We start from the raw sequence: 16,167 nt of genomic DNA, 5'->3' as shown, positions 1-16,167 counted from the left end.
CACGTTTTTGCTAGTAATGCGCCTGAGTAGGTTCAAATAAAACAAAACAATCGATCACATCAAATTTATAGCACTTAGCATTAGGTATAATTATTCCCATACAAAAAGTAAGAAATAGCTATTCTTAATACCATCATTCTGGTTAACGGCGAATAAGTTAGCCTAATAATAATTTAAAATTATATATTTTAATTAGATATCCAAAATAATTCGAGTTGCAGGAAGGCGGCAATTGAGTGAGTCCCGATGAGTTGACGCCAGTCAATAATTCGGGTGAATGAAAGCAGCCAACGCACATGTAGCTTGAAGTATGAAGGGTATTTCACTTGAACAATGGAGAAGCGCAGTGCAAACCTTTAACGCCGATCTTGCTATTATCGGGGCCGGAGGCGCTGGTTTACGTGCAGCAATAGCCGCAGCGGAAGCCAACCCCCAACTGAAGATTGCTCTGATCTCGAAAGTATACCCGATGCGTAGCCATACTGTGGCCGCCGAAGGGGGATCAGCCGCCGTCACACAAGACCACGATAGCTTTGACTATCATTTCAACGACACGGTAGCCGGTGGTGACTGGCTATGCGAACAAGATGTTGTTGACCATTTTGTCCACAGTTGCCCGCAAGAAATGGCACAGCTGGAAATTTGGGGCTGCCCATGGAGCCGCAAACCTGATGGCTCGGTTAACGTTCGCCGCTTTGGTGGGATGAAAATTGAGCGCACCTGGTTTGCTGCCGATAAAACCGGCTTCCATATGCTGCACACACTGTTCCAGACATCTTTGAAATATCCACAAATTCAACGATTTGATGAGCATTTCGTGTTAGATATTCTGGTCGATGACGGTCAGGCACGTGGCGTAGTTGCCATGAATATGATGGAAGGCACCCGTGTACAAATTCGTGCGAACGCGGTGATCATGGCGACCGGTGGCGCAGGCCGAGTTTATCGTTATAACACCAACGGCGGTATTGTTACCGGTGATGGTATGGGGATGGCATTCCACCACGGCGTTCCGCTGCGAGATATGGAATTTGTGCAATATCACCCAACTGGCCTGCCAGGTTCTGGCATCCTGATGACCGAAGGTTGTCGTGGTGAAGGCGGTATTCTGGTCAATAAAGACGGCTACCGTTATTTGCAGGATTATGGGATGGGACCAGAAACCCCACTCGGTGAACCCAAAAACAAATACATGGAATTAGGCCCACGCGATAAAGTTTCGCAAGCCTTCTGGCATGAATGGCGTGCTGGCCGCACCATCGCCACGCCACGTGGTGATGTGGTCTATCTGGATCTGCGCCATTTGGGCGAGAAAAAACTGCTTGAGCGCTTGCCGTTCATCTGTGAACTGGCAAAAGCTTATGTCGGTGTCGACCCAGTCAAAGAACCCATCCCAGTGCGTCCAACTGCGCATTACACCATGGGTGGTATCGAAACCAACCAACAGTGCGAAACCCGTATCAAAGGGCTGTTCGCGGTAGGTGAATGTTCTTCTGTTGGCTTACATGGCGCTAACCGCTTAGGTTCTAACTCACTGGCTGAGTTAGTGGTATTTGGTCGTGTTGCCGGTGAACAAGCAGCAGCGCGTGCCATGGAAACCGGCCCGGCAAATGGCAGTGCGCTAGATGCACAAACCCGTGATGTGGAAACCCGCCTAAGTAATCTCATGAAACAGGAAGGGACCGAGAATTGGTCTAAAATCCGCGATGAGATGGGTCTGTCAATGGAAGAAGGTTGTGGTATTTACCGCACACCAGAACTGATGCAGAAAACGGTGGATAAACTGGCCGAGTTGAAAGAGCGCTTCAAACGCGTGAAAATCACCGATACCTCCAGTGTTTTCAATACTGACTTGCTGTACACCATTGAGCTGGGTTACGGCTTGGATGTGGCTGAATGTATGGCCCACTCTGCACTTAACCGTAAAGAATCCCGTGGCGCGCATCAGCGTCTGGATGAAGGCTGCACCGAGCGTGATGATGTTAATTTCCTCAAACACACGCTGGCCTTCCATACTCCGGGTGGCGCCCCACGCCTTGAATACAGCGACGTTAAGATTACCAAGCTGGCACCGGCAAAACGTGTTTATGGTGGCGAAGCCACCGCACAAGATGCAAAAGATTTGAAGGATAAGGAGCAGGCGAATGACTGATATGAAACTCCTGAAAATGGAGGTCATGCGCTATAACCCAGAAAGTGATAGCGAACCTCACTTCGAAACCTTTGAAGTACCTTACGATGAGCAGACCTCTCTGCTTGATGCATTAGGCTACATCAAAGATAACCTGGCACCGGACCTCTCTTATCGCTGGTCTTGCCGAATGGCGATTTGCGGCTCATGCGGCATGATGGTCAATAAGGTTCCAAAACTTGCCTGTAAGACTTTCCTACGCGAATACACTGGCGGAATGAAAGTCGAAGCACTGGGTAACTTCCCGATTGAACGTGATTTAGTCGTTGATATGACTCACTTTATTGAGAGCCTGGAAGCTATCAAGCCTTACATTATTGGTAACGAGCGGAAACCGCAAGACGGCCCGAATAAGCAGACTCCGGCTCAGATGGCGAAATACCATCAGTTCTCCGGCTGTATTAACTGTGGCTTGTGCTATGCCGCTTGCCCGCAGTTTGGCTTGAATCCTGAGTTTATCGGCCCGGCAGCTATTACCCTGGCGCACCGTTACAATTTAGATAACCGTGACCACGGTAAAAAAGAGCGTATGCCACAGCTTAACGGTAAAAATGGTGTTTGGAGCTGTACCTTCGTTGGCTACTGTTCTGAAGTTTGTCCGAAACACGTTGATCCGGCTGCTGCTATCCAACAAGGCAAGGTCGAGAGTGCTAAAGACTTCATGATCGCCATGCTTAAACCACAATAAGGGAGGGGAGACAGTAATGACTACTAAACGTAAAGCTTATGTCCGTACCATGGCCCCAAACTGGTGGCAGAAGCTCGGTTTCTACCGCTTTTATATGGTGCGCGAAGGTACATCGATTCCGACAGTATGGTTCAGTGTTCTGTTGATTTACGGCGTGTTCGCGTTGAAAAGTGGCCCGACTGGGTGGGAAGGCTTCGTTGGTTTCCTGCAAAACCCACTGGTGTTACTGATCAATATTATTACGTTATTGGCCGCTGTGCTGCATACCAAAACCTGGTTTGAACTGGCACCGAAAGCCGCCAATATTATCGTTAATAGCGAAAAAATAGGTCCAGAGCCAATTATCAAGGCACTGTGGGTTGTGACTGTCGTGGCTACCGCGATTATTCTGGCCGTTGCCTTACTCTAACTCGGAGGAGAACAAGATGAATCAAGTCCCTAAACGCTCCGATGAACCTATCTTCTGGGGTCTGTTTGGCGCGGGTGGTATGTGGAGTGCAATCATTGCGCCGGCGGTAATTCTGCTGGTTGCCATTTTGCTGCCGCTGGGTGCCTTCCCTGGTGATGCGTTGAGTTATGAGCGTATTCTGGCATTCTGTCAGAGTTTCATTGGCCGGATCTTCCTGCTGCTGATGATTATTCTGCCACTGTGGTGCGGTTTACACCGTATCCATCACGCCATGCATGATTTGAAAATCCATGTCCCTGCCGGGAAATGGGTATTCTATGGTCTGGCAGCCATTCTGAGTGTGGTCACTATCATCGGTGTCCTGACGCTGTAATTATTCATGCCTAATCTGCGGCCTGCTCTTTAGCGGGCCGTTTTTTTTCCGCACTCAGCTAATAACTCAGATTCATCTATTTGCGCCCCTGATAACTGATAGCTATTCTCAACCATAGAGTAATTATCAGAAAACTAAGGAACGCCAATGCGCCTGTGGTCAAAACTATCCGTATTAACTGCAACTCTGCTCTCGGTCGCCTGTAGCGTGACCCCGCCTAAAGACGTGAAAGTGGTTGATAACTTCCAACTCCCTCGCTACCTCGGCACCTGGTATGAAATAGCCCGGTTGGACCACTCTTTTGAACGTGGATTGGAGAGGGTCAGCGCTAATTACACGCCACGAGATGATGGTGGTGTAAAAGTCATTAACCGGGGTTATAACCCACAGAAGCAGCAATGGCAGGAGAGTATCGGCAAAGCCTATTTTATTGGTTCCCCCCAACAAGCCTCGCTTAAAGTGTCATTCTTTGGGCCTTTCTATGGTGGCTATAATGTCATTGATTTAGATGATAAATATCAGCATGCCTTAATTGCCGGCCCTAATCGGGATTATTTGTGGATTTTATCCCGTACGCCAACGATCGATACTCAGACCCGCGATCGTTTGGTTGCCGTAGCGAGGAATTATGGTTTCCCGGTTGATAAGTTGATATGGGTTAAGCAGGAAGGGCCGAGCGCAGAGATTAAAAAGTAATAATGCTGTGTTTTAGCCTTCAATCTGTAACAGCAGATCGAACTATAACCCGATCTGCTGTTCATTCCGCGAGCGCTAAAGGAAATCCCTTGTTATGACGCCAACTTCAAGCCGATAATTCCAGCTAAAATTAGCCCCAAGCTAAACACCCGCGCCAAACTGGCAGACTCCCCAAGCAGGGCAATACCTAAAATAGCAGTACCTACCGCACCAATACCGGTCCAAACCGCATAGGCCGTGCCTGCTGGTAACGTTTTCATGGCATAGGCCAACAAAAAGACACTGACCGCCATCGCTACCAGAGTGATAACACTGGGGGTCAGCCGCGTAAAACCATGAGAATACTTCAGGCCAATAGCCCAAATAACTTCTAATAAACCAGCAATAACCAGAATAATCCAAGCCATCGTAACCACCTCGCTCAGGCGGGGTCGTCCCCGAAAAACAGATGCGTGCCCAGGTCGTCCCGAACAGCATAAAGGTAAGAGGGATACGTTATCACGCTAAATAATAAGCAGCAATATTATGGCCGATCAAAAACAAATCCGGCGGCAATCGCCGCCGATAAGAATATAAACAGACGTTTATTCAGCGCTACGTTCAATCGCACTACCTGCACTTTGAACATCTTTGCCAACACCTTTCGTGGTGTTGCAGGCGCTCAATGAAGAGATAACCAACAATGAAAAAATAATGGCGATGCTTTTCTTTAACATTATAAAGGTTCCTTATAGGGCATTTGGCTTATTCACCTTATAAGGATAGTCAAAAAAACAGCATTGCACTTTTTCCGACTCAATTAACAGCACAACAGTGCGCTATCGATAAAACCCACATCCGACAGGCCCAGATAGCAGAAAACCGCGTTTAAGCGGTTTTCTTTCATTCCCAGCGCATCTTATTTATTAAGACTTACTTAACGCGAGAAACATATTCGCCAGAGCGGGTATCAACTTTGATAACTTCGCCAACCTGTACGAATAATGGCACTTTGACCACGGCACCGGTACTCAGAGTTGCAGGCTTACCACCGGTACCGGCAGTGTCACCTTTTAGACCTGGGTCAGTGTCAGTGATTTCGAGTTCAACAAAGTTTGGTGGGCTGACAGCGATAGGCTGACCATTCCACAGAGTCACGATACATTCAGCCTGATCAATCAGCCATTTGTCGTTATCGCCAATGGCTTTGGCATCAGCTTGCAACTGCTCGTAAGTCTCGTTATTCATGAAGTGCCAGAACTCACCGTCGTTGTACAGGTAAGTCAGGTTCAAATCGTTAACGTCTGCGCCTTCGGCTGAGTCGGTAGATTTAAAGGTTTTTTCAACGCGTGAACCGGTCAGCAGGCGGCGCATCTTAACACGAGCAAAAGCTTGGCCTTTGCCTGGTTTTACGAACTCGCTGGCTTCAACTGCATAAGGCTCGCCCTCGAACATGATTTTAAGACCGGGACGAAAATCGTTGCTATAATAAGTGGCCATAATGGTCCTCAAGAAACTGGTAGTTAAGCCTAAAAAATGGCAAGTATTGTAACCCGAAACATGCCAATTAGAGAAGATTGGTTGCAACAACTCGCCGATGTAATTACTGATCCGGCCGAATTGCTAAGAATTCTTTCCTTAAATGAACACCCCAACCTGCAACAAGGTATTGAGGCTCGTCGTTTATTCCCTCTCAGAGTACCTCGCGCTTTTGTTGCGCGTATGCGGCTGGGAGATCCGTCTGACCCATTATTGCTTCAAGTGCTGACCGCACGCGAAGAGTTTATCGCAGTACCCGGTTTTACCAATGACCCGCTTGATGAACAACGCAGCGTCGTACCCGGCTTGTTGCACAAGTATCGCAACCGCGCACTGCTGCTGGTAAAAGGCGGCTGTGCCGTCAATTGCCGCTATTGTTTCCGCCGCCATTTCCCTTATCAGGATAACCAAGGCAACAAAGCCAATTGGCATCAGGCACTGGATTATATCCGCCAGCACCCAGAGCTAGACGAGATCATCTTTTCCGGCGGTGACCCGCTCATGGCGAAAGACCACGAGCTCAGTTGGTTGCTGGATGAGCTGGAAAACATAGCTCACATCAAGCGCTTACGCATCCATACCCGATTACCGGTGGTTATCCCTGACCGTATCACTGCGGCGCTATGCCAGCGGCTGGGTGATACTCGATTACAAGTGCTAATGGTTACACATATAAACCACGCCAATGAAATCGATCAGCCTTTGCGGGACAGTATGGCACAGCTCAAACGGGCGGGTGTAACCCTCTTAAATCAGAGTGTGCTGTTGCGAGGGGTCAATGATGATGCCGAGGTATTGGCAACATTAAGCAATGCCTTGTTTGATGCTGGTATTCTGCCTTACTACATTCATGTACTGGATAAAGTGCAAGGTGCGGCTCACTTTATGGTCGATGATGACGAAGCACGGCTATTAATGAAAGGTCTGCTAAGCCGCGTATCCGGTTATTTGGTTCCCCGTTTAGCACGGGAAATCGGCGGTGAACCGAGCAAGACCCCGCTGGATCTCCGATTGATGCAGGATGAATAATTCGGGTGACAAATCTGCCGGGAGCAGATTTGAACGCGGCTTGCAGCGGCTTTGTAGAGGCGAGGTCCATGAATGGGCCGAGTAACGAGTGCAGCCAGAAAGATGACGGCTGTAACAAGCAGGGGATGCCATGGCATCCCCTGCTTTATTTAAATTCTTGCTTGAGCTATCAAGGGCACTTATAAACTTCACCAACCATTTTGCTATCCAGTGGTGCAAAGCTTGATAAGAAGGTTTCGCTCGGGCTGGTAGCACCGTAAATTACGTTGCCGCCCATTGCTGCTGCTTTATTACGTAGGTCATTTGCTGCCCCACGCATAGAACTGCTTTCACCGCCACCACCTGAGAACCAGTTACTCTGAGTACCAGCCACCTGGCCGACCAACTGACATTCAGCACCAGGCTTCGTATCAGAGAATTTCACTTGCTCACCCGCCGAACTTAATTGGTTAGTGGAGCTACAACCCGCCAGCAACAGCGCTGCTGAAAGGCCAAGTAACACTTTAATCCGCATTTTTTTCCCCATTCGAAGTTGAGAATCACGCTAAAGATTACCAGAAAGCACCGCTGCCGCTTAGGCATCCGTTGCCGAAATTATCCAAATACTCGATGTCGAGCCTGATGGTTAATGATTAACAGTTTACACATTAAATTACTGCCACGACTAAAAAAAGTCCTGCAATCATCACACTGAATGAAATAAAACCGCTTTTATGATGGTTGGTTACGAAATTTGAACCAGAAAAGACTGAGTATAGGATAACACGGAGTAGCGTTATGGCAGATTTTGGTGGCAATAGATAAAACAAAAGCGAGCAGGTCACCCCACTCGCTTTCATCAACAGCTTGTCCCTTTTGCTACCAATCTAATGGCAGCTCAAAGGTTGGCAGCATTACATCATGCCGCCCATGCCGCCCATACCACCCATGCCGCCAGCGCCCATATCACCGCCTTTGTCATCACGTGGCAGGTCAGTGATCATGCACTCGGTAGTGATCATCAGACCAGCAATAGAGGCTGCGTACTGCAGAGCAGAACGAGTCACTTTAGTTGGATCCAAGATACCCATCGCGATCATGTCACCGTATTCTTCGGTATAAGCGTTGTAGCCGTAGCTGCCTGAACCCGCTTTAACGTTGTTCGCGATAACAGAGGCTTCTTCACCGGCGTTAACCACGATCTGACGCAGTGGAGATTCCATCGCACGCAGAGCAACTTTGATACCGACGTTCTGGTCTTCGTTATCACCTTTCAGACCCGATTTAGTGATAGCAGATGCAGCACGAATCAGTGCAACACCACCACCAGCCACTACGCCTTCTTCTACTGCCGCACGGGTTGCGTGCAGAGCATCTTCAACGCGTGCTTTCTTCTCTTTCATTTCAACTTCAGTTGCGGCACCAACTTTGATAACGGCAACGCCGCCAGCCAGTTTAGCGACACGCTCTTGCAGTTTTTCTTTGTCGTAGTCAGAAGTCGCATCTTCAATTTGCTGACGGATCTGAGTAACACGACCCTGGATTGACGCTTCGTCGCCTACGCCATCGATAATGATAGTGGTATCTTTATTGATAACAACGCGTTTTGCCTGACCCAGATCTTCCAGAGTGGTTTTTTCCAGTTCCAGACCGATCTCTTCAGAGATAACAGTACCGCCAGTCAGTGTCGCGATGTCTTGCAGCATAGCTTTACGACGGTCGCCGAAGCCAGGTGCTTTAACCGCTGCAACTTTAACAATACCGCGCATGGTGTTAACCACCAGGGTCGCCAGGGCTTCGCCTTCAACGTCTTCTGCGACAATCAGCAGTGGTTTACCGGCTTTCGCTACCGCTTCCAGCACTGGCAGCATTTCACGGATGTTAGAGATTTTCTTGTCAGCCAGCAGGATGAATGGGCTTTCAAGTTCAATAGAACCGGTTTCTGGTTTATTGATGAAGTAAGGAGACAGGTAACCACGGTCAAACTGCATACCTTCAACTACGTCCAGCTCGTCTTGCAGGCCTGAACCTTCTTCAACGGTGATAACGCCTTCTTTACCGACCTTTTCCATCGCTTGAGCGATAAGCTCACCTACGGTGGAGTCAGAGTTGGCAGAGATAGTCCCTACCTGAGCGATAGCTTTAGAATCAGAGCAAGGTACAGACAGTTTTTTCAGCTCTTCAACAGCAGCGATAACTGCTTTGTCGATACCGCGCTTCAGGTCCATTGGGTTCATGCCGGCCGCAACTGCTTTCAGGCCTTCAGTGATAATGGATTGAGCCAATACAGTTGCAGTAGTGGTACCGTCACCCGCAGCGTCATTCGCTTTAGAGGCAACTTCTTTAACCATCTGTGCACCCATGTTCTCAAACTTGTCTTCCAGTTCGATCTCACGCGCAACTGAAACACCATCTTTGGTGATAGTTGGAGAGCCAAAAGACTTGTCCAGAACTACGTTACGGCCTTTCGGGCCTAGGGTCACTTTCACTGCATCAGCAAGGATGTTTACGCCGCGTAGCATTTTGATGCGTGCGTCGTTACCGAATTTTACGTCTTTAGCTGCCATTGGTATTTCCCTTAACTCGTTCAGTTCAGAAGATTAGAGAGCGTGAATTACGCTTCAACAATTGCCAGAATGTCGCTTTCGGACATGATCAACACTTCTTCATGGTCGATCTTCTCTGACTTCACGCCGTAACCATCGTTGAAAATAACGACGTCGCCTACTTTCACATCCAGCGGCTTGATTTCGCCGTTATCCAGGATGCGACCATTGCCGACTGCCAGTACTTCACCACGAGTAGATTTACCCGCTGCAGTGCCAGTCAGAACGATGCCGCCAGCAGATTTGGATTCAACTTCTTTGCGCTTGACGATAACGCGGTCATGCAATGGACGAATTTTCATTGATAGCTCTCCTATGAGAAGGTCCGTATCAGATTTAGGATTAATATCGGTATGCCTTCATAACCGATACCGTGACATTCTAAGTGGGGGCAGCCTCTCATCCCTTCAAGGGAGACGACAAAAAAAATTTCACTTTTTTTCACCCTGAGCAGGAAGATTCTCATCCCCAGGTGGCCTACCCACCACAGAAAGCCCTGTGATTTACTTTATAAATTTATGATTAATAAACAGGCTATTAGAATAAGCCCACAACTTACTTCTCATCTTTGAAACGATTATCTGTAGGTTTATCATCCTCATCGGGATGATGCTCTACGGTGAAGTGGTCATCAGCTTTGCGCTGAAACTCACCATCAAAGGTATTGCCACCGCCCATTGGGCCAGTACCATTGTGAGTAAAACCGCCACCACGATAAATATTCAGATGTGGCATCAGTTTTAGCGTTAACGATTTTTGAATCGGTGGTAATAGCAGCAACAAACCGAGGAAGTCGGTGAAGAAGCCGGGGATCAACAGCAAGAAGCCAGCCAAGATCAGCGACACACTTTTAACCATCTCCGCCGCCGGGCTTTCCCCGGCAGCCAGTTTTTGCTGCATCTGCATAAAGGTTTTTATCCCCTGGTTACGCACCAGAGAGATCCCCACACAGGAGCTAAGGATCACCAACAGCAGGGTAACCAACACACCCAATACAGCTGCAACCTTGATAAATATCGATATTTCTATATATGCCAATAAAAATATCAGCGCTAACGGTAACCAACGCACCGCATTCTCCTTATTCCAATCATTCAGTATCCCTCATCAGGTAAACCTGCCTGACAGATACCATGAAAACCTTGACCCGGCTGATGCTAACACGCCATTTCCCCTCGATTAGCGGATTGCAGCGTCAGCTCCCCCTTCAACGTGGGTCGACTACAGTAAAATGGTGATGGTTGGCTCTATTTTCAAGTTGCAGCCATACTTTTATTACTAATTAATCTAACTGTGAGAAGAATCACAGATATCAGATCATCTCGATTAATTCCGACCATATAGTGATCTCAGTTCAAGGCTTTTTGTCGCTAAGCAGCATATGATCCTGTCAGCAAGAAGATGAGTGGTTAATCTTTCCGCACTAAAGGTTCATAGCGGCATCATATTGCTCACGGCGGCATTATTAAATTAACAAATACAAAACAAGACAGCACAATAGAGAAGGTTCTCATGTCAAATAACATTCGTATTGAAGAAGACCTGTTAGGTACACGAGAAGTCCCCGCAGAGGCTTACTACGGTGTTCATACCCTGCGTGCGATTGAAAACTTCTATATCAGTAACAGCAAAATCAGTGATGTTCCAGAGTTTGTACGCGGCATGGTCATGGTAAAAAAAGCAGCGGCAATGGCGAACAAAGAGCTACACACTATTCCACGCAAAATCGCGGATATCATTATTCAGGCATGTGATGAAGTTCTGGATAAAGGGAAGTGTATGGATCAGTTCCCGGTTGACGTGTTCCAAGGCGGCGCCGGTACCTCTTTAAACATGAACACCAACGAAGTTCTGGCCAATATCGGTCTGGAGCTGATGGGCCACCAGAAGGGAGAGTATCAATACCTTAACCCTAACGACCATCTGAACAAATGCCAATCCACCAACGATGCCTACCCAACCGGTTTCCGCATTGCGGTTTATACTTCCATCATGAAGTTGATCGAGGCGATTGATCAGTTAAAAGAAGGTTTCGAAAGAAAATCCAAAGAATTCGAAAAAATCCTGAAAATGGGCCGTACTCAGTTACAGGATGCGGTGCCAATGACGCTGGGTCAGGAATTCAAAGCCTTTGCTATCTTATTAAAAGAAGAAACCAAGAACCTGCAACGTACCGCAGAATTGCTGCTGGAAGTTAACCTAGGTGCCACCGCTATCGGTACTGCGCTGAACACACCAGAAGGCTACTCACAGTTAGCAATACAGAAATTATCTGAAATCAGTGGTTTGGCTTGTGTTCCGGCGGAAGACCTGATCGAAGCTACTTCTGACTGTGGCGCTTACGTGATGGTGCACAGTGCGCTAAAACGCCTGGCCGTTAAGATGTCAAAAATCTGCAACGACTTACGTTTGCTGTCATCTGGCCCACGTACTGGTCTGAATGAAATCAATCTGCCAGAATTACAGGCAGGTTCTTCAATCATGCCGGCCAAAGTTAACCCGGTTATCCCTGAAGTCGTTAACCAGGTTTGTTTTAAGGTGATCGGTAACGACACTTGCATTACTATGGCGGCCGAAGCAGGCCAACTCCAGTTGAACGTTATGGAGCCAGTGATTGGTCAGGCTATGTTTGAGTCTATCCATATCCTGACAAACGCCTGTTATAACCTGTTGGAAAAATGCATTAACGGTATTACTGCCAACAAAGAGGTCTGCGAACGTTACGTCTTTAACTCCATCGGTATCGTCACCTATCTCAACCCATTCATTGGCCACCATAATGGTGACATCGTGGGTAAAATCTGTGCAGAAACCGGTAAAAATGTGCGGGAAGTTGTTCTAGAACGCGGCTTGTTGACTGAAGCTGAGCTGGACGACATTTTCTCTGTTGAAAACCTGATGCATCCGGCTTATAAAGCGAAACGTTATACCGATGAAAATGAACAATAAAATAATCATCCGGTAGCCCTGAAAGGCACGCATGCTCCTCTGGACGGCGTGCCTTTTTACTTTCTGGCAAACACAATTTTTTAACTTTAATTTTTCATTTGGATCAAGGAGTAAACACTATGATAGCCGTAGAGTTAGTCATCGTCCTACTGGCCATTTTTTTAGGGGCCAGATTAGGTGGTATCGGTATCGGTTTTGCAGGCGGCATCGGTGTTTTGGTTTTAGCCATGATTGGCGTTAAACCCGGTAGCATTCCGTTCGATGTTATCTCAATTATTATGGCCGTTATTGCTGCAATCTCTGCGATGCAGGTAGCGGGCGGTATGGATTATCTGGTACAGCAAACTGAAAAGTTACTGCGTAAGAATCCAAAACACATCACCATTCTTGCTCCGCTGGTCACTTATTTTCTGACCATCTTTGCCGGGACAGGTAACATTTCTCTTTCAGCACTGCCCGTGATTGCAGAAGTGGCGAAAGAGCAAGGCATTAAACCTTGCCGCCCTCTGTCCACAGCAGTGGTCTCCGCACAGATAGCCATTACTGCCTCACCGATTTCCGCGGCAGTGGTTTACATGTCTTCCGTTATGGAAGGTCATGGCGTTAGCTATCTGCATCTGCTGATGATAGTCATCCCCTCTACCCTGTGTGCGGTGCTGGTGATGTCGCTGATCGTATCCTTGTGCTTTAACTCCAAACTGTCTGATGACCCTATCTATATCAAACGCTTGGAAGAAGGCTTAGTAACACTGCGCGGCGACACTGTAAAAGTGATCAAGCCACGGGCTAAAACGTCAGTGCTGCTGTTCCTGGCCGGCGTTCTTTGTGTGGTTGCCTATGCGATTATCAACAGCCCAAGTGTCGGTCTGGTTGCAACTCCGCTGATGAATACCACTAACGCCATCCTGATCATCATGCTGAGTGTGGCAACTATCACTACGCTGGTATGCTCGGTTGATACCGATTCAATCCTGAACTCCAGCACCTTCAAAGCCGGTATGAGTGCCTGTATCTGTATCCTGGGTGTAGCCTGGTTAGGTGATACCTTTGTACAGCACAACCTGGAGTGGATTAAAGAAACTGCGGGTAGCCTGATTCAGGCCCACTCATGGTTACTGGCCGTTATCTTCTTCTTCTGTTCTGCACTGTTGTACTCTCAGGCTGCAACTGCCAAGGCGTTGATGCCAATGGCAATGGCCCTGAACGTGTCACCACTGGCAGCCATTGCTTCTTTCGCGGCGGTGTCTGGTCTGTTTATTCTGCCAACCTACCCAACATTGGTAGCCGCGGTACAAATGGATGACACTGGTACCACGCGTATTGGTCGTTTCGTGTTTAACCATCCATTCTTCATCCCTGGCACCATCGGGGTGGCGCTGGCCGTTTGCTTCGGTTTTGTGATGGGCAGTCTGGTTCTGTAAGCGTTTTGGGGCGCAATTCATTTGCGCCCCACTCACATCAACAATTTTCCTCTACAACGCTCATTGGCAACTTTCATCGAATCCATCTCACTGTTACATAAATCATCTTCTGACCTGCCCACGCTTCGCGCTATAGTATCCAGGCAAGTATTCAGGTAACGCGTATATTCAGCACGTTACGCTCCGCTTCGTCATATAAGCCACGCTACCGATGAGGTTAAGATGTCTGATTGTGATGCAATTGTGGTATTGTGCACCGCCCCTGATGAAGCCAGCGCGCAAGATTTAGCCGCGCAGGTTCTGGGTGAGAAATTGGCCGCCTGTGCCACGCTGTTGCCCGGTGCAACCTCGATTTACTACTGGGAAGGTAAGCTCCAGCAAGAGTATGAAGTACAACTCTTGTTTAAGAGCGATACAGATCATCAGCAAGCCCTTCTCAGTTACATCAAACAACATCACCCCTACCAGACGCCAGAATTACTGGTGTTACCGGTACAGGGCGGAGATAAAGATTACCTGTCATGGCTCAACGCTTCATTACTCTGATTCTGCTGCTGTGCAGTGCTTTACTCGCACCGCACAGCGCACAGGCTTCACTATTTGGTGAGAGCTCCCCTCTTGGCCAAAAAAGCAGCCAGAGCCGGTTTCTTCCGGTCGATAGGGCGTTTGCCTTTGATTTTCGCCAACAAGGTGACCAGCTCACACTGAGTTGGCAGATTCATCCCGATTATTATCTGTATCGCCAGCAAATAAAAATTGTGCCACAGCACGCCACTCTCGGGGAATTTACTCTGCCAGAGGGTATTGCGCATCATGATGAGTTCTACGGTGAAGTGGCGATTTTCAAACAGCAGCTCGTGCTGAAAATCCCGATTTCGCAGGCTGCGGAAGGCGCGAGTGTCAGTGTCACCTATCAGGGCTGCGCCGAAGCTGGTTTCTGTTACCCGCCAGAAGTGCGGGTGGTGCCGCTTAATGCCGTTATCGCAAGCTCTGCAACCCCCGCCGTTAACCCACAGGGCACGGCACAGCCCCCCCAAGAAAGCGCGCCTACACCGGCTGAATTACCCTTCTCACCACTATGGGCGCTGTTAATTGGTATCGGCATCGCCTTTACCCCCTGCGTATTGCCAATGTATCCGCTGATTTCCGCCATTATTCTTGGCCGTGAAAAGCCCCACAGCCAGCGGCGAATATTGATACTGGCGGTGGTGTACGTGCAGGGCATGGCGTTGACCTATACCTTGCTCGGTTTGGTGGTGGCGGCGGCTGGCTTACAATTTCAGGCCGCGCTGCAACACCCGTATGTGTTGATTGGGCTATCGGTGCTGTTCGTATTATTGGCGCTATCGATGTTTGGCCTCTATTCGCTGCAACTGCCCTCGTCACTGCAAACCCGGTTGGTGCAGTGGAGTAGCAGCCAACGTGGCGGCTCGCTGGCCGGTGTCTTTGCCATGGGCGCACTGGCGGGCCTGATTTGCTCGCCGTGCACCACCGCGCCCCTCAGCGCCATTTTGCTGTATATCGCGCAAAGCGGAAATATGCTGGCCGGTGGCGGTACGTTGTATTTGTATGCGTTAGGTATGGGTATTCCACTGGTAGTTGTAACGCTGTTTGGCAACAAGCTGATCCCACGTAGCGGCCCATGGATGCAATATGTCAAAGAAGCTTTCGGCTTTGTGATTCTGGCGCTGCCGGTATTTCTGCTGGAAAGAGTACTGGGTGATGTCTGGGGCTTGCGTTTATGGAGCCTGCTGGCCATCGCCTTCTTCGGCTGGGCATTTGTACTCAGCCTTAAAGCTCATTCTGGCTGGGCGCGGGCCTTACAGTTGTTGCTATTGGCAGCACTGTTAATCGCTGCCCGCCCGTTACAGGATTGGACTTTTAATGGCAACACACAGCAGATTGAAATCAAACACTTAACCTTCCAGCCAGTGGCTAATTTGCCGCAATTACAGGCTGCATTAGCGCAAGCGCAGGGCAAGCCGGTGATGCTGGATCTGTATGCAGACTGGTGCGTGGCCTGTAAAGAGTTTGAGAAATATACCTTCAGTGATAGCTATGTTCAGCGCCAGCTCGCGGATACTGTGCTCATTCAGGCTGATGTCACTAGCAACAGCGCCGAACATGCGGCGATGTTGAAAGAACTCAAGGTATTGGGCTTACCGACTATTCTATTTTTTGATGCGCAGGGTAAAGAAGTTCCCGCCGCCAGAGTGACCGGTTTTATGAACGCCGCTGAGTTCTTAGCACATTTGCAGCAAACCATGCCGCGCTAAACCATGCGAATGGTCTGGCGCGGTAGGTTATC

General features: G+C 48.6%; 17 protein-coding genes. 10 read left to right on the top strand and 7 right to left on the bottom strand.

Going from position 1 to position 16,167, the window contains the following annotated elements:
* Positions 1-346 precede the first annotated feature (346 nt).
* The 5 genes from frdA (at position 347) to blc (ending at position 4,357) form a co-directional block, all read left to right on the top strand.
* Positions 347-2,152: a fumarate reductase (quinol) flavoprotein subunit gene (frdA, locus tag ACWJJO_RS02000; protein ID WP_083160991.1), complete on the top strand. Its 1,806-nt coding sequence runs from the start codon at positions 347-349 to the stop codon at positions 2,150-2,152.
* Complete coding sequence (locus ACWJJO_RS01995) at positions 2,145-2,879, top strand: succinate dehydrogenase/fumarate reductase iron-sulfur subunit (protein ID WP_032906821.1); 735 nt, start codon at positions 2,145-2,147, stop codon at positions 2,877-2,879. Before frdA ends, ACWJJO_RS01995 begins: the two co-directional genes overlap by 8 nt.
* Positions 2,880-2,895: 16 nt before the next feature.
* A complete protein-coding gene (frdC, locus tag ACWJJO_RS01990; RefSeq protein WP_481090570.1) occupies positions 2,896-3,288 on the top strand; it encodes a fumarate reductase subunit FrdC in 393 nt (130 codons plus the stop codon).
* Between the two features lie 16 nt (positions 3,289-3,304).
* A complete protein-coding gene (gene frdD, locus ACWJJO_RS01985) occupies positions 3,305-3,661 on the top strand; it encodes a fumarate reductase subunit FrdD (RefSeq protein ID WP_042568697.1) in 357 nt (118 codons plus the stop codon).
* A gap of 147 nt (positions 3,662-3,808) precedes the next feature.
* Positions 3,809-4,357 (top strand): outer membrane lipoprotein Blc, encoded by a 549-nt coding sequence (gene blc, locus ACWJJO_RS01980; RefSeq protein ID WP_083160997.1) that lies wholly within the window; start codon positions 3,809-3,811, stop codon positions 4,355-4,357.
* A gap of 92 nt (positions 4,358-4,449) precedes the next feature.
* Here the strand turns inward: blc and sugE are convergent, their stop codons facing one another.
* The 3 genes from sugE to efp form a co-directional block, all read right to left on the bottom strand.
* Positions 4,450-4,764, bottom strand: coding sequence for a quaternary ammonium compound efflux SMR transporter SugE (gene sugE, locus ACWJJO_RS01975; RefSeq protein WP_083160999.1), 315 nt, complete (start codon positions 4,762-4,764; stop codon positions 4,450-4,452).
* Between the two features lie 177 nt (positions 4,765-4,941).
* Complete coding sequence (locus ACWJJO_RS01970) at positions 4,942-5,073, bottom strand: entericidin A/B family lipoprotein (RefSeq protein WP_004392446.1); 132 nt, start codon at positions 5,071-5,073, stop codon at positions 4,942-4,944.
* A 196-nt stretch (positions 5,074-5,269) separates the two neighbouring features.
* Positions 5,270-5,836 carry an elongation factor P gene (gene efp / locus ACWJJO_RS01965; protein ID WP_083161001.1) on the bottom strand — a complete coding sequence of 189 codons (567 nt, stop codon included), beginning with the start codon at positions 5,834-5,836 and terminating at the stop codon, positions 5,270-5,272.
* A gap of 36 nt (positions 5,837-5,872) precedes the next feature.
* Between efp and epmB the strand changes: the two genes are divergently transcribed.
* Complete coding sequence (gene epmB / locus ACWJJO_RS01960; RefSeq protein ID WP_372568570.1) at positions 5,873-6,904, top strand: EF-P beta-lysylation protein EpmB; 1,032 nt, start codon at positions 5,873-5,875, stop codon at positions 6,902-6,904.
* A gap of 169 nt (positions 6,905-7,073) precedes the next feature.
* Here epmB and ACWJJO_RS01955 read toward each other — a convergent pair whose 3' ends face one another.
* From ACWJJO_RS01955 to ACWJJO_RS01940, 4 genes are all read right to left on the bottom strand, one after another.
* Positions 7,074-7,418, bottom strand: coding sequence for a DUF4156 domain-containing protein (locus ACWJJO_RS01955; RefSeq protein ID WP_032906818.1), 345 nt, complete (start codon positions 7,416-7,418; stop codon positions 7,074-7,076).
* A 379-nt stretch (positions 7,419-7,797) separates the two neighbouring features.
* Complete coding sequence (groL, locus tag ACWJJO_RS01950) at positions 7,798-9,450, bottom strand: chaperonin GroEL (RefSeq protein WP_083161005.1); 1,653 nt, start codon at positions 9,448-9,450, stop codon at positions 7,798-7,800.
* 47 nt (positions 9,451-9,497) lie between these two features.
* The gene (locus ACWJJO_RS01945; RefSeq protein WP_048618980.1) at positions 9,498-9,791 is read right to left on the bottom strand and encodes a co-chaperone GroES; all 294 of its coding nucleotides are present in this window, start codon (positions 9,789-9,791) and stop codon (positions 9,498-9,500) included.
* 253 nt (positions 9,792-10,044) lie between these two features.
* A complete protein-coding gene (locus tag ACWJJO_RS01940; RefSeq protein ID WP_083161007.1) occupies positions 10,045-10,560 on the bottom strand; it encodes an FxsA family protein in 516 nt (171 codons plus the stop codon).
* Positions 10,561-11,001: 441 nt separating this feature from the next.
* Here ACWJJO_RS01940 and aspA point away from each other — a divergent pair, with 441 nt between their 5' ends.
* From aspA to ACWJJO_RS01920, 4 genes are all read left to right on the top strand, one after another.
* Positions 11,002-12,438, top strand: coding sequence for an aspartate ammonia-lyase (aspA, locus tag ACWJJO_RS01935; RefSeq protein ID WP_372557810.1), 1,437 nt, complete (start codon positions 11,002-11,004; stop codon positions 12,436-12,438).
* Positions 12,439-12,557: 119 nt separating this feature from the next.
* Positions 12,558-13,859, top strand: a complete 1,302-nt coding sequence (locus ACWJJO_RS01930; protein ID WP_083161011.1) for an anaerobic C4-dicarboxylate transporter — start codon at positions 12,558-12,560, stop codon at positions 13,857-13,859.
* 222 nt (positions 13,860-14,081) lie between these two features.
* Positions 14,082-14,405, top strand: a complete 324-nt coding sequence (cutA, locus tag ACWJJO_RS01925; protein ID WP_005187404.1) for a divalent cation tolerance protein CutA — start codon at positions 14,082-14,084, stop codon at positions 14,403-14,405.
* Positions 14,381-16,135, top strand: coding sequence for a protein-disulfide reductase DsbD (locus ACWJJO_RS01920; protein ID WP_481090569.1), 1,755 nt, complete (start codon positions 14,381-14,383; stop codon positions 16,133-16,135). Before cutA ends, ACWJJO_RS01920 begins: the two co-directional genes overlap by 25 nt.
* Positions 16,136-16,167 lie beyond the last annotated feature (32 nt).

Source organism: Yersinia antarctica, from assembly GCF_056636475.1.
This window is presented reverse-complemented; position numbering and strand designations above follow the sequence as displayed.